General features: G+C 41.9%; 13 protein-coding genes. 10 read left to right on the top strand and 3 right to left on the bottom strand.

The genetic code is table 11. The features are described from left to right. The first annotated feature begins 346 nt into the window (after positions 1 to 346). The 7 genes from mutS (at position 347) to FQ085_RS00810 (ending at position 8,566) form a co-directional block, all read left to right on the top strand. On the top strand, positions 347 to 2,872 hold the full coding sequence (gene mutS / locus FQ085_RS00840) for a DNA mismatch repair protein MutS (RefSeq protein ID WP_058384976.1): 2,526 nt from the start codon (positions 347 to 349) through the stop codon (positions 2,870 to 2,872). A gap of 4 nt (positions 2,873 to 2,876) precedes the next feature. Beyond that, on the top strand, positions 2,877 to 4,691 hold the full coding sequence (gene mutL, locus FQ085_RS00835; protein WP_058384977.1) for a DNA mismatch repair endonuclease MutL: 1,815 nt from the start codon (positions 2,877 to 2,879) through the stop codon (positions 4,689 to 4,691). A 71-nt stretch (positions 4,692 to 4,762) separates the two neighbouring features. After that, positions 4,763 to 5,683, top strand: a complete 921-nt coding sequence (locus tag FQ085_RS00830; protein ID WP_058384978.1) for an alpha/beta hydrolase — start codon at positions 4,763 to 4,765, stop codon at positions 5,681 to 5,683. Continuing rightward, the gene (miaA, locus tag FQ085_RS00825; RefSeq protein ID WP_058384979.1) at positions 5,676 to 6,632 is read left to right on the top strand and encodes a tRNA (adenosine(37)-N6)-dimethylallyltransferase MiaA; all 957 of its coding nucleotides are present in this window, start codon (positions 5,676 to 5,678) and stop codon (positions 6,630 to 6,632) included. The genes FQ085_RS00830 and miaA overlap by 8 nt, the downstream gene beginning before the upstream one ends. A 10-nt stretch (positions 6,633 to 6,642) precedes the next feature. Next, entirely contained in the window at positions 6,643 to 6,867 is a 225-nt protein-coding gene (gene hfq, locus FQ085_RS00820; protein WP_058384980.1) for an RNA chaperone Hfq, read from the top strand. Positions 6,868 to 7,255: 388 nt separating this feature from the next. Continuing rightward, entirely contained in the window at positions 7,256 to 7,555 is a 300-nt protein-coding gene (locus FQ085_RS00815) for a rhodanese-like domain-containing protein (protein ID WP_058384981.1), read from the top strand. Between the two features lie 309 nt (positions 7,556 to 7,864). Next, positions 7,865 to 8,566: a potassium channel family protein gene (locus FQ085_RS00810; RefSeq protein ID WP_058384982.1), complete on the top strand. Its 702-nt coding sequence runs from the start codon at positions 7,865 to 7,867 to the stop codon at positions 8,564 to 8,566. A gap of 350 nt (positions 8,567 to 8,916) precedes the next feature. Here the strand turns inward: FQ085_RS00810 and FQ085_RS00805 are convergent, their stop codons facing one another. Then, positions 8,917 to 9,522 carry a trimeric intracellular cation channel family protein gene (locus tag FQ085_RS00805; RefSeq protein ID WP_058384983.1) on the bottom strand — a complete coding sequence of 202 codons (606 nt, stop codon included), beginning with the start codon at positions 9,520 to 9,522 and terminating at the stop codon, positions 8,917 to 8,919. A 109-nt stretch (positions 9,523 to 9,631) separates the two neighbouring features. Here FQ085_RS00805 and FQ085_RS00800 point away from each other — a divergent pair, with 109 nt between their 5' ends. The 3 genes from FQ085_RS00800 (at position 9,632) to glnA (ending at position 12,751) form a co-directional block, all read left to right on the top strand. Continuing rightward, positions 9,632 to 10,864, top strand: a complete 1,233-nt coding sequence (locus tag FQ085_RS00800; protein ID WP_149455726.1) for a methionine gamma-lyase family protein — start codon at positions 9,632 to 9,634, stop codon at positions 10,862 to 10,864. A 121-nt stretch (positions 10,865 to 10,985) separates the two neighbouring features. Further along, on the top strand, positions 10,986 to 11,372 hold the full coding sequence (locus tag FQ085_RS00795) for a MerR family transcriptional regulator (protein ID WP_058384985.1): 387 nt from the start codon (positions 10,986 to 10,988) through the stop codon (positions 11,370 to 11,372). A 44-nt stretch (positions 11,373 to 11,416) separates the two neighbouring features. Further along, positions 11,417 to 12,751, top strand: a complete 1,335-nt coding sequence (gene glnA, locus FQ085_RS00790) for a type I glutamate--ammonia ligase (RefSeq protein ID WP_058384986.1) — start codon at positions 11,417 to 11,419, stop codon at positions 12,749 to 12,751. Positions 12,752 to 12,856: 105 nt separating this feature from the next. On the opposite strand, the gene FQ085_RS00785 is transcribed toward glnA, so the two are convergent. Continuing rightward, complete coding sequence (locus tag FQ085_RS00785) at positions 12,857 to 13,342, bottom strand: tyrosine-type recombinase/integrase (protein WP_188074693.1); 486 nt, start codon at positions 13,340 to 13,342, stop codon at positions 12,857 to 12,859. Then, the gene (locus FQ085_RS00780; RefSeq protein ID WP_149455724.1) at positions 13,339 to 13,794 is read right to left on the bottom strand and encodes a tyrosine-type recombinase/integrase; all 456 of its coding nucleotides are present in this window, start codon (positions 13,792 to 13,794) and stop codon (positions 13,339 to 13,341) included. Before FQ085_RS00780 ends, FQ085_RS00785 begins: the two co-directional genes overlap by 4 nt. Positions 13,795 to 13,800: the final 6 nt, after the last annotated feature.

Below are 13,800 nucleotides of genomic sequence, written 5' to 3'. Positions count from 1 at the left end.
GACCCGAGGGACTGGTCGCTTGAGCTGGACAAAGAAAAGCATAAGTGCCCGTTTAGTCCCGACAGGCTTAAGACAGACAGGGCATGTGGCGTGTTTGTGCCACTTGACCGGGCTGTCTTAAGACCCCGAGGGACTGGGCACTGGAGCTGGACAAAGAAAAGCATAAACGACCGTTTAGTCCCGACGGCATAAAACATTCCGACCGATAGAGCTAAATGCAAGCCCGAATTAAAACGTAGGTAAACAGAAGTAAACTGAAAGAGCCAAAGCTCTTTCAGTTTTTTCTTTTCCAGCTGTATTTTTGGTATAATAGAAAAACGACAATCGATTTGAAAGAGGTTTTAATATGGCACCGACACCGATGATGCAACAATATTTTCAAGTGAAATCTGAATACTTGGATGCTTTTTTATTTTTCCGTTTGGGCGATTTTTATGAGTTGTTCTACGATGACGCGATTAAAGCGTCGCAAATACTAGAAATTACCTTAACTAGCCGTGGTGGAACTGGGGATGACCGAATTCCGATGTGCGGGGTTCCTCATCATGCAGCAAAAAACTATATCGACCAATTGATTTTAAAAGGTCATAAAGTGGCCATCTGTGAACAAGTAGAAGATCCAAAACTAACAAAAGGTGTTGTGAAGCGTGAAGTTGTCCGGTTAATTACACCGGGTACTCATACAGAAGGAAAAAGCGTTGACTCTAAATCGAACGTCTTTTTAGCTGCAGCTGACGAACTTGCTGATGGATTTGGTTTGTCCTATGTCGATATCAGCACAGGTGAAGCAACAGCTACGTACATAATGGGGACGGAAAAAGCTTTGTTGCAGGAATTGCAATCTTTGAATATTCGCGAGCTGGTCGTTTCAGAGCAATTATTCGTTTTGCTGACTGAAGAAGAACAAGGACTGGTATTATCCATTGAGACGATGGAAAATGCCTATCCGCTATCACCAGAACAAGTCGCTGACTGTCCGGAAGATTTGCGGATGAGCAGTCATCGGTTACTGACATATATTTCTCGCACGCAAAAACAATCACTTGATCACATCCAAGCGTTTTCCTATAAAGAAAATAATCAATTACTAAGTATCGATTTTCATTCAAAGCGGAATTTGGAATTATTGCAATCGATTCGGGGCAGCGAAACAAAAGGGACCTTGCTTTGGCTCCTAGATGAAACCATGACGGCGATGGGGAGCCGAAAGCTAAAGCAGTGGTTGCATCAGCCACTAGCAAACAAAAGAATGATTGAAGAGCGTCAGCAAATGGTAGCGGCATTGATTGACCAGTATTTCGTGCGTGTAGAGCTTCAGGGGCTATTAAAAGAAGTTTATGACCTGGAACGCCTATCCGGTCGAATTGCCTTTGGTAGCGCCAGTGGACGTGATTTAGCACAGCTTAGAAGTTCCCTTGAGAAAGTTCCTGTGCTCATTGAAGAATTAGCGAATTCCGGCAATTTAGCGTTGCAGGACTTTAGTGGCAAACTAGACCGCTGCATAGAAGTTTGTGAACTATTGCAAGCGATTAGCGAAAGTCCCCCATTGTCTTCAAAAGAAGGCGGCGTTATACGCGACGGCTTTCATCAACAGCTTGATGAATACCGAGATGCTTCGCGTAACGGCAAAGATTGGATTGCCGCGCTTGAACAAAGAGAACGCAAATTAACGGGCATTAAATCGTTAAAAATTGGCTATAACCGCATTTTCGGCTATTATATTGAAATTTCTAAAGCCAATATGCATTTAGCTGATTTAGAACGCTACGATCGCAAACAAACGCTCGCTAACGCAGAACGTTATACGACTCCTGAACTGAAAGAAAAAGAAGCGTTAATCTTAACGGCTGAAGAAGAAAGTTTGTCACTTGAATATGAGTTGTTTGTGGCGATTCGAGAGGAAGTCAAACAATACATTTCACGTATTCAACGACTTGCTTCTTCTCTCAGTGGACTGGATGTCTTTTTGAGTTTTGCTAATGTGGCAGAAAAATACCGTTTCGTCAAACCTGAATTTAATGAATCGACAGAAATATCGATTATAGAAGGGCGTCACCCGGTTGTGGAAAAAATGCTCAATAAGCAACATTATGTACCGAATGATTGTGTCCTTGCGGAAGATAAAAATATGTTGTTGATTACAGGGCCCAACATGTCGGGGAAAAGTACGTATATGCGACAAGTAGCGCTAACGATTGTGCTTGCGCAAATTGGCAGTTACGTTCCTGCTGAATCTGCAAATTTGCCAATTGTTGATCAAATTTTTACGCGTATTGGAGCAGCCGATGACTTAGTGTCAGGCCAAAGTACTTTTATGGTCGAAATGCTCGAGTCGCAATATGCGATTACACATGCGACAAAAAACAGCTTATTGCTGTTTGATGAAATCGGTCGCGGTACATCAACATACGATGGCATGGCATTAGCGCAGTCGATGATTGAATACATTCATAGAGAAATTGGTGCCAATACACTTTTCTCTACGCATTACCACGAGTTGACGGCATTGGAAAATTCGCTGGACAAGCTTCATAATGTCCATGTCGCGGCAATGGAGCAATCGGGTAAAGTCGTGTTTCTTCATAAAGTGAAAAAAGGGCCAGCAGACAAGAGTTACGGGATTCATGTTGCTGAACTGGCGAATCTACCAGAACCCATTCTTGCCCGTGCACGTGAATTGCTCAAAACCTTTGAAGAAGATAAAAAGAAGCAGCCTACAACAATCGAGCAATTATCATTTTTTGATGATGCAGATACAGAAAAAGACGAAATTTTACAGACCATTAAGGACGTTCAAGTATCCGCAATGACACCTCTTCAAGCTTTGCAGATGCTTAACGATTTGCAACAAAAGTTAACGGCTAAGGAGTGAGAAAATGGGCATCATTCGATTGATGGACGAACCTCTATCCAATAAAATATCCGCGGGTGAAGTCGTCGAACGGCCGACTTCGGTCGTTAAGGAATTAGTGGAAAATGCCATCGATGCTGGAAGCACAGCCATCGAAGTGTTACTCATCGAAGCAGGGCTAACCTCTATTCAAATTATTGATAACGGTGCAGGTATGGATGCTGATGATGCATTGTTGTCATTTTCCAGACACGCCACAAGTAAAATTGCCAATGAGCATGATTTATTCCGGATTCGGACACTTGGGTTTCGAGGTGAGGCACTAGCGAGTATCGCTTCAGTTTCGAAAGTAACTTTGCATACATCAAATGGTGCGAGTGGAACTTTTGTGCAAATGGAAGGCGGACGTTTAACCGAGCAACGCGCGGGGTCTCTTAGAAAAGGAACGGATATGAAAATCGATCAATTGTTTTTTAATACACCTGCACGGCTAAAATACATGAAAACATTGCAGACAGAATTGGGTCATACCATCGATTTGTTGAACCGTTTTGCGCTGAGCTATCCAGGTGTTGCTTTTAAGCTGATGCATGACGGCAGAGTGATTCTGCAAACCTCAGGCAGTGGAGAAATCAAGCGCGTATTAGCCGACATTTACGGTGTTGCGATTGCTAAGAAAATGATTCCGTTCGAGGGACAGTCACATGACTATAAAGTATCGGGCTATGCGTCACTTCCTGAAATCACCCGTGCCAATAAAAACTATATTTCATTGTTTGTAAACGGACGCTGGGTCAAGCATTATGCGATTGCCAACACGGTTCATAAGGCGTATCATACGTTCTTGCCGCTTGAGCGGCAGCCAATTGTCGTATTAAATATTGAAGGGGATCCTTATTTGACAGATGTCAATGTCCACCCATCAAAACAACAAATTCGTTTGAGTAAAGAAAAAGAATTGATGGAATTGATCCATGAAACGATTCGACGCACGATTAGTTCAGTTGTGCGTGCACCGATTATCGATCAACCAAAACCCGTCAAACAAGCGCCGACTAAACAATTAGATCTCTGGAAAAGTTCGTTTACAGTTCAAGAAACAAAACAGTTACCCGCACAAGAATGGTCAGAGCTACCCGTTGAACACGAAACGGAAGTTGTTCAACGACAAGAAGAGCCACTTCAAGGTGGAACGCCATTTATTGAAGAATTGCCACCATTAGCAGAACACGAGGAACAACAAGAAAGCCCTCAATTTCCCGAATTGGAAGTAGTGGGCCAAATTCATGGCACTTATATTGTGGCGCAAAGCCATGATGGTTTTTATTTGATTGATCAGCATGCAGCACAAGAACGCATCAAATACGAATACTTTCGTGAAAAAGTAGGGGATATTGACAGCAATGAACGACAAACTTTACTGTTGCCGTTAACATTCCATTACAGTCGAGATGAAGCGTTGAGGTTAAAAGACCATTTAGCTGTTTTGGCTGATAGTGGCGTATTTTTAGAAGTGTTTGGCGATACATCGTTTATTGTTCGGGAATACCCCACTTGGTTTCCGAAAGGATTTGAACAGGAAGTTATTGAAGATTTGATCGAACAGATTTTGAACGAGCGAAAAGTAGATATTAAGAAATTGCGGGAAGATGCAGCCATTATGATGAGTTGCAAACGCTCGATTAAAGCAAATCATTTTTTGCAGAAACACGATATGGAACGGTTACTGGTAGATTTGAAACAAGCAGAACAACCCTTTACTTGTCCGCACGGTCGTCCTGTCATTATCCATTTCAGGACATACGATGTGGAGAAAATGTTCAAACGTGTAATGAATTAAAAGTTGGCGTCTAATTTGCCAGCGTTTCGGGTATGAATAGAGAATACGTGTAGTGAGGAAGGGTGTAAACGATGCAGGTAACCAAAAATTACATGAATGCTTCTGATGGACATGAACTTTTTTATGCGCGTTACGAACCACCAAATCCGATTGGCCATATCCATATTATCCACGGGATGGCTGAACATATCGGTCGCTACGAAGAGTTCGCGGAATACTTAATGTCTCGCGGCTTTGTGGTATCTGCACATGATCAACGTGGACACGGGAAAACGGCAGAACAGAACGGGATTCAAGGTTACTTTGCAGATGATAGCGGCTTTGAACGAGTAGTGGAAGATGCGCATACCGTCATTGCTGAAATCCAGCAGGCAACGGGAAATCTGCCATTGCTGCTATTCGGTCATAGTATGGGGTCCTTTGTGGCTCGTCGTTACATGCAATTGCACAGTGAAGAAATCAGTCGTATCGTATTATCCGGTACTGGTGGAAATCCTGGCATTTCCGGTAAAGTCGGAATGGCTGTAGCGGTCGCATCGGCAAAATTACAAGGAAAGCAAGAACCTAGCAAAGCGCTTGGGAAATTGACTTTTGGCAATTTTAATAAACCTTTCGCAGAAGAAGGTTCGTCTTACGCTTGGTTGAGTCGAGATAAAGAGGCTGTTGCGAAATACGAAGCAGATCCTTGGTGTGGTTTTGAATCAACTAATCAGTTTTACATTGATTTATTTTCCGGGCTTGCAACATTGAATAAGTCTGAAGAAATCGCCAAAATTCGAAAAGACTTGCCGGTTTTGTTTATTAGCGGTGCGATGGACCCTGTCGGAAATAACGGTGAGGGTGTTTTCAGTTCAGCCAAACAATTCAACAAAGCAGGGATGACTAACGTTAAAGTTTACCTAGCAGAACAAGGTCGGCATGAATTGCTCAACGAACTTAATCGAAAAGATTATTTTGAGTTAATTGGAGATTGGATGTGCGGAAATGATTGATGTGGTGGCCATTGTTGGACCTACGGCATCTGGGAAAACTGCGCTGAGCCTTGAATTAGCTAAGCGGTTACACGGAGAAATTATCAACGGGGACTCGATGCAGATTTACCGAGATATGACGATTGGGACAGCGAAAATTTTACCTGAAGAAATGGCAGGAATTCCTCATCACTTGCTGGATATTAAAGAGCCGGACGAGAGTTTTTCAGTTGCAGAATACCAATTCTTAGTGCGGGAGAAAATTGCTGAAATTCGCTCGCGTGGAAAGCTGCCGATTATTGTCGGGGGAACAGGGATGTATGTGCAGGCCGTACTCTTTGATTACCGATTTTCAGAACAGCCTGTCGACCAACAACTACGAGATGAGTTAAACAAGGAACTAGAACAAACGGGTCCTGAACAACTGTATGCCAAATTGTTAAAGTTGGATCCGCAGTCAGACATTCACCCGAACAACACGCGGCGTGTCATACGGGCGGTTGAAATTTTGATGAGTGGTCAGCAAAAAGGAGACCGGAATTTGGCGTTGTCGCCGATGTACAATGAAGTCATCATTGGATTAGACATGCCAAGAGACATCCTGTATGAACGTATTAATCAACGAGTGGAGACGATGTTGCAACGCGGCTTGATCGAAGAAGTGCAAGCCTTACGGCAACGCGGCATACGCGACGTTCAGTCTATTCAAGCCATTGGCTATAGAGAAATTTACGCTTATTTGGATGAACAAGAAAGTTTTGAACGAGCAATCGAAAAACTCAAGCAAAACTCACGCAAATACGCAAAAAGGCAATTTACTTATTTTAAAAACAAACTACCGATTTTCTGGATCGATGCACTGGCTGATCTCGAAAAAAATCTCCATGAAATAACAGTGGTTATGCAGGAAACTGACAGAAACTGTCGAATTGATAAACTGATGGCCAATCAAACACAAACAGAGAAATAGGGGGATTTACATGAAACCAGTTAATATTCAGGATGTCTATTTAAATCAACTGCGTAAAAATAATATTTATGTAACGGTCTTCTTACTTAATGGCTTCCAATTAAAAGGGACCATTAAATCTTATGATAATTTTACGGTGCTGGTCGAAACAGATGGCAAACAACAGTTAATTTACAAACATGCAATTTCGACGTTTTCTCCGTCAAAAGCTGTAGCGATTGAACACGAAGAGTAAAAAAGTCAGACTGTAGGTGCGGGCCGGTTTTTTGATTTATGTCTGACAGAGCTAAACGAGCACCTACGCTTTTCGGGTTGTCTAGCTCCAGCAGCCAGATTCTAGGGTCTTAATCCACTCTGGCTGTGCGGCAAAAGACGCCGCTTCACCAGTGTGTCTTAAGCCCGTCGAATCTACAAGGCTGCCTACGCTTTTCGGGTTGTCTAGCTCCGGTGCCCAGCTCTTCGGGTCATAAGCCAGCCCAACTGTGTGGCAAAAGACGCACACTGCTGTTCTGTCTTATGCCTGTCAGAGCTAAACGGGCACCTACGCTTTTCGGGTTGACAGTTATGTTGTTGAGGTATAGCATTTTGAAGTGAATTCGATTTAAATTTCGGGAGGTGTCTTTATGAAGACTATTACAGCAGATGAATTGCAAAAACGAGTTGAAGCTGGAGAAGAGTTACACATCATCGACGTTCGTGAAGCAGACGAGGTGGCTTTTGGAATGATTCCAGGGGCTAAACACATTCCGCTCGGTGAAGTGGAAGAGCGTAGCGGAGAGCTAGATGCAACCAAAGACTATCATCTGGTTTGTCGTGCGGGTCGTCGGAGTGAAATGGCTTGTGACATTTTGGAATCAAAAAATATGAAGACCATCAACGTTGAAGGTGGCATGACTGCCTGGAACGGCGAGACAATCGCATAACAAATACAAACAAACCACACAGCGTTTTTGCTAATCTGTTCAGTTTTAAATCGCAAAAATCGAATTAACCATCTTAACAGACTACCTCTTAGCACCTATTTAGATGGGTTTTAAAACAATGAGTAACACCTAAATTCGACAGGTTATTGAACCTACGAAATTAGGTGTTTTTTAATAGGTGAAACCTCTATAAAAACCCAAACTTATAAGTTGTACCGAATTTACTAAAACGACCCAAGGAGTGATACTTTGTTTTCTAAAGTTGTTCTTTACCAAAATAATTGATTTTTGAATGTGAGGAGTAAATTAATGAAGAAAAGTGTAATCATATTTGAAATTTTTATGTTTGTATTGGTATTGATATCTTTGTTCTTCGCTTTTTCGGAAAATGAAAATTTTATGAAATTAGATTGGGGTATTTGGTTCGTTTTTGTACTCGACTATACTATTCGATTAATAAGATCAGAAAACAAATGGACTTATATTAAACAACATCCCTTTGAACTGGTTGCAATTGTTCCTTTCGATTCTATTTTTAGAGCAGCGCGTATTGTACGTTTGTTCCGTGTGATTCGTTTAATCGGAATAGGTTCACGATATCTAACTCCTGTTTATAAATTGTTGAGGACGAATGGCTTGGACAAAGTATTGATTATTTCGATGGTTCTTTTATTCTTAATCCCTATTCCAATTGTGTTACTTGAACCTTCAATAAATACTTTTGGTGATGCACTCTGGTGGGCTGTTGTAACTACTACGACTGTCGGATATGGAGATATCTCTCCGGAGACACCAATTGGACGAGTATTAGCCGTTGTATTGATGTTAGTTGGTATCGGAATTATTGGTACATTAACTTCTGCAATTACAAGCTTTTTCAGTAATAAAAATGAAGTGAACCACGATAAACAAATCCTAGGTATAATTCAGTCTATCGAAGAAATTGAAAATCTGACTAAAGAAGATATAGAATTTGTTCGAATGTACTTAAAGAGAAAAGAACTTAAATAGCATCAATTGGAAGCATCTTAAGCCAATGCTTCTTTTTTCGTCCTTTTTCTAGCTTTCTCCGCCTTTTTAATTATGATTAATCAAAGTTGCTCAGCTTTTAATTATTGATGTTGGGAGATGGACAAAAAATATTATTGAAGGTTTGGAATCAAAAAATATGAAGACCATCAACGTTGAAGGCGGCATGACTGCCTGGAACGGCGAGACAATCGCATAACAAATACAAACAAACCACACAGCGTTTTTGCTGTGTGGTTTGTTTGTATTTGAAAAGTATGGAGTTTCAGCTCTTCATTTTACAGTCAAGCTCCACTATCTTGATTTTAATGATCCAGCATTTGTACATCCCTCTACGAGATTTGAATTTTACGAGCGGGTAATCTCCATTTAAAAGTATAGGACAAAATTCGCAGGATTGTGATCAGCACAAATAACGAATAAAGCATAAGGTCAGAAGATGCTGAATTAAAGCTGATGAACAATCCGCACAATGCAGCCCAAACCGCATAGATTTCAGATTTTAACACAAGTGGTTTTCTTCCTGCTAGTAAATCACGAATGATTCCTCCGCCAGAACCTGTAAGTACGGCTGCTACAACAACTGCAAATAGTGGCAATTCTAGTTCAACAGCATAAATGGCTCCTTGAACAGCAAACGCTGACAATCCGATAGCATCAAAAAAATTGCCCCAGCGATTCCAGTGGCCAAGCAGTTTATGCGGAAACAAAAAGACAATCGTGATCGATGCAAAGGCCAGTTGGAACATGAATTCTTGTTCCCATAGCGCCGAAACAGGCACGCCGATCAATAAATTTCGAATGGCACCGCCACCAAAGGCTGTGACAACGCCGAGAAGATAGACACCAAAAATATCGTATTCTTCTTCCATGGCAATAATTGCGCCGGATATTGCAAAAGCAATCGTACCGAAGGCGCTCAGTACTTCCCAAGCCATAGAGCTATTCCTCCTCAACATGCAACTCTATGAATTGTAGCAGAATTTGACGCTATTTCAAGTCATGCCGCATAATAGAAAAGAGAAATTCAAGAGAATGGAGAATTACATGTTTACTACAATTACTAAAATAGAAAAAATTATCAAGAGACAGCTCGAACTGGCTGACGAAACAGCTTACATAAACCAAAAGAAAGTATTGACGGCTTTTCATAACCAGCGCGTTAGTGACCATCATTTTAATCCATCTACCGGTTACGGGTACGACGATGAAGGACGAGATACACTTGAGCGAGTCTATGCGGATGTTTTTGGAGCGGAAGCGGCTCTCGTTCGGCCGCAAATTATTTCTGGAACCCATGCCATTACCATTTCGTTATTCGGTATATTGCGACCAGGAGACGAACTGCTTTATCTAACAGGTAAGCCTTACGATACATTAGATTCTATTGTCTCAGGCGGTGACAAGGATACGGGATCGCTAAAAGACTTCGGTATTAGTTACCAGCATACTGATCTGGACGCTAACAATAAAATTGATTGGCTAGCAGCTGAAAAAGCAATAAATGACAAGACCAAAGTCATCGCCATTCAACGTTCGCGAGGCTATGACACACGACCTTCCTTTACGATAGAAGAAATCGAAGACATGATTGCGGGTATTCGTCGCATAAAGCCACAAGCCATTGTTTTTGTTGATAATTGCTATGGCGAGTTTGTGGAAACGCGTGAGCCGATTGAAGTAGGCGCGGATTTGATTGCGGGCTCTCTGATTAAAAATCCTGGAGGTGGACTCGCTAAAATTGGTGGCTACATCGCCGGTAGAGCCGATCTGGTTGAAAAATGTGGTTACCGCATGACATCGCCGGGTATAGGGGGAGAGGCAGGCGCGTCACTCAATGCACTACCCGATATGTATCAAGGGTTTTTCATGGCGCCACATATTGTTTCTCAAGCATTAAAAGGGGCAATTTTCACTTCAGCACTTTTAGAAGACGCAGGAATGATTACCGCGCCTCATTGGAGTGACAAGCGGACAGACTTGATTCAATCGGTATCGTTTCAAACGGCTGAGCAGATGATTGCTTTTTGCCAAACGATTCAAGCGAGTTCGCCAGTCAATGCGCAATTCAAACCGGAACCGGCTTATATGCCAGGTTATGAAGACGATGTCATTATGGCAGCAGGAACGTTTGTGCAAGGTTCCAGCATTGAACTGACAGCTGATGGTCCCATTCGGCCACCGTACACGGCGTTTGTACAAGGTGGACTTACCTATGAACACGTTAAAATTGCCGTTTTAAACTCGGTTGACGTATTGAAAAAAGCTAACTTAATCTAATCGATTCCTCGCATATTGCATGCGGGGAATTTTAATGTAAGGAAACTTAACGTATGTTTGACAAATAATCTAACATGATATATGCTGTAAAAGTAATAACTACTTGAAATGAGTGAAACTTATGACGAACCGGGTTCGACGGACGATGCCGCTTCTTCCAATCAGTATAGTTATGCAGCTGACGGAACTTACTGCGAGACAAATCCGTTATTACGAAGAGCACAAGTTAATTAGCCCTGCCCGTACCGATGGGAATAAGCGTATGTTTTCGTTAAACGACGTCGATGCTTTACTTGAAATCAAGGACTACTTGGATCAAGGACTTAATATCGCCGGCATTAAGAAATTATACGAGTTAAAAAACTCGCCTGAAAACAATCAGGTAGAGTCAAAAAATCTAAGTGACGCGGAGTTGCGAAATTTGCTGCGTGAACAATTGAAACATCAAGCTCGACCCTTCGAACTTGGTGGCTTTAGACAAGGTGATTTATCCCGTTTCTTCCATTAAAGAAATGGGCTTACATAAAACATTCATAGGAGAGTGAAGAGAACATGGGCAAGTATTCAAAAGAAGACATTCACCGATTAGTAAAAGAAGAGAACGTTAATTTTATTCGTCTGCAATTTACAGATATTCTTGGAGTCATCAAAAACGTTGAAATACCGACATCCCAATTGGACAAAGCACTCGATAACAAAATGATGTTTGATGGATCTTCTATCGATGGATTTGTACGCATCGAAGAATCGGATATGTATTTATTCCCAGACCTTGATACTTGGGCAGTGTTCCCATGGATTACAGGCAAAGGGAAAGTAGCGCGCTTAATCTGTGACATTTATAGCCCAGACGGTACGCCATTTGCTGGAGATCCGCGCACCAATTTAAAACGCGTATTAAAAGAAATGGAAGAGCTAGGATTTACGCATTTTAACCTAGGACCAGAGCCGGAATTTTTCTTGTTCAAACTTGATGAACGAGGCGAACCGTCACTAGAACTAAATGACCACGGCGGCTATTTTGACTTAGCACCGATGGACCTTGGCGAAAACTGCCGACGCGATATCGTTCTAGAACTTGAAGAGATGGGCTTTGAAATTGAAGCTTCTCACCACGAAGTAGCACCAGGACAACATGAAATTGACTTTAAATACGCAGATGCAATAAAAGCCTGTGACGACATTCAAACCTTTAAGTTAGTTGTTAAAACAATTGCGCGTAAACACGGATTGCATGCAACCTTTATGCCGAAGCCATTGTACGGTGTAAGTGGTTCAGGAATGCACATGAACGTTTCATTATTTGACGGAGACCGCAACACATTCCTTGATGAAGCGGGCGACTTGAAACTAAGTGAAACAGCTTACCAGTTTATCGCAGGTATTATTGAGCACGCTAAAGGCTATACAGCTATAACAAATCCACTTGTAAACTCGTACAAACGTCTAGTTCCAGGTTACGAAGCACCTTGTTATATCGCTTGGTCTGGCCAAAACCGTAGCCCGTTAGTACGTATCCCATCATCACGCGGTTTGTCTACACGTGTTGAAGTACGTTCAGTTGATCCAGCAGCAAACCCGTACCTAGCAATGGCGGTACTATTAGGTGCAGGTCTTGATGGCATCAGAAGAAAACTAACGCCACCAAAAGCAGTAGACCGCAACATTTACATGATGAACCAAAAAGAGCGTGAAGCAGTCGGTATTGAAGATCTGCCAAGCACTTTGTATAACGCACTACAAGAGCTACAAAAAAATGAAATTATGACAAAAGCATTAGGCGAACACATTTTAAATAATTTCGTTGAAGCGAAAGAAATTGAATGGGACATGTTCCGCACAAGTGTACATCCTTGGGAACGTGAGCAATACTTGAAAATGTATTAAGTTGAAAACCGTTGGGGCTCTATGGCTCCAACGGTTTTTTCTTTTCTTCTAAAAGTCGCCAGTTGGGCAACTTTTTTTATTTGCCCAATTTTTGCCCAACTTTATTTAAAAAGTACTCATATAGTCGTCGAATTTCTCGATTGAGCGTTCTTCCATCTTCTTCGAAACATGGCTATAAACATCTGCCGTGATTTGATAATTTTGGTGGCCTAGTCGTTCCTGGACATATTTCATGTCGGCGCCAGCTTCCAGCAACATGACCGCATGTGTATGCCGAGTCGAGTGAATCGGAAGGGGTGGGGCATCAATTTTAGCTAAGCAGGATTTAAAGACATTATACAAAGTTGACTTCGGAAGAGGAGAACCATCTTCCCGACAAAAGATCAAATTCAAATCATGACGATAAGCTTCCCCTAAATGAAATTTTCGTTGGTTCTGGTACTTCAGATGCTCCTGCAGCTCTTTCATAAAAACTTTTCGCATCTTCAGTGCGCGGACAGATCCTTCTTTTTTAGTTGGTCCGAATAACTCGTCTGGATGATCAGGCTGAAAGTCGAGGGTTTCTTCTATATAGATAATATCGTTTTTCAATCTACTCTTGGCCACTTCAATGCGGCAGCTTCTCCTTTGCGTGCGCCACTTTCAAACAGGAACTTAAAGAAAACACCATAGACTTGACCACGCTTGTAAATCTCCGGATATAAAGCGTTTAAATAGGTAGGCTCGAGGTATTTCAACTTTTGAACCTGTTTCTTCCAAATCTGCACATTCTCGGCTGGATTCTTTTCGATGTAGTTATTGATCATCGCTCTTTTTAACGCTTGGTAACAAACATTATGGATGCGCCTGGCTGATTCTGTCGATAGGTTTTTCTCGCTCAAGCTATCAATGAACTTCTGATACATCATCGGCTTGATTTCATGAATGCCTATTCTCCAAAAATAGGGAATCGCATGATTTTCTAAAGCGGTCCGGTATGTTTTGTATGTGTTGGGCCGAAGCTTCTCTTTTACATATTGCTCTAACCACTCGCGGACATAAATGGCAAA

Source organism: Planococcus sp. ANT_H30 (genome assembly GCF_008369335.1).
Lineage (GTDB): Bacteria > Bacillota > Bacilli > Bacillales_A > Planococcaceae > Planococcus > Planococcus kocurii.
Note: the sequence above shows the minus strand (reverse complement) of the source record. Positions and strands in the feature narration are given on the sequence as shown.

Coding starts and splice junctions, on each gene's coding strand:
- mutS (WP_058384976.1), top strand. CDS start 347: ATGGCACCGACACCGATGATGCAACAATATTTTCAAGTGAAATCTGAA.
- mutL (WP_058384977.1), top strand. CDS start 2,877: ATGGGCATCATTCGATTGATGGACGAACCTCTATCCAATAAAATATCC.
- FQ085_RS00830 (WP_058384978.1), top strand. CDS start 4,763: ATGCAGGTAACCAAAAATTACATGAATGCTTCTGATGGACATGAACTT.
- miaA (WP_058384979.1), top strand. CDS start 5,676: ATGATTGATGTGGTGGCCATTGTTGGACCTACGGCATCTGGGAAAACT.
- hfq (WP_058384980.1), top strand. CDS start 6,643: ATGAAACCAGTTAATATTCAGGATGTCTATTTAAATCAACTGCGTAAA.
- FQ085_RS00815 (WP_058384981.1), top strand. CDS start 7,256: ATGAAGACTATTACAGCAGATGAATTGCAAAAACGAGTTGAAGCTGGA.
- FQ085_RS00810 (WP_058384982.1), top strand. CDS start 7,865: ATGAAGAAAAGTGTAATCATATTTGAAATTTTTATGTTTGTATTGGTA.
- FQ085_RS00805 (WP_058384983.1), bottom strand. CDS start 9,522: ATGGCTTGGGAAGTACTGAGCGCCTTCGGTACGATTGCTTTTGCAATA.
- FQ085_RS00800 (WP_149455726.1), top strand. CDS start 9,632: ATGTTTACTACAATTACTAAAATAGAAAAAATTATCAAGAGACAGCTC.
- FQ085_RS00795 (WP_058384985.1), top strand. CDS start 10,986: ATGACGAACCGGGTTCGACGGACGATGCCGCTTCTTCCAATCAGTATA.
- glnA (WP_058384986.1), top strand. CDS start 11,417: ATGGGCAAGTATTCAAAAGAAGACATTCACCGATTAGTAAAAGAAGAG.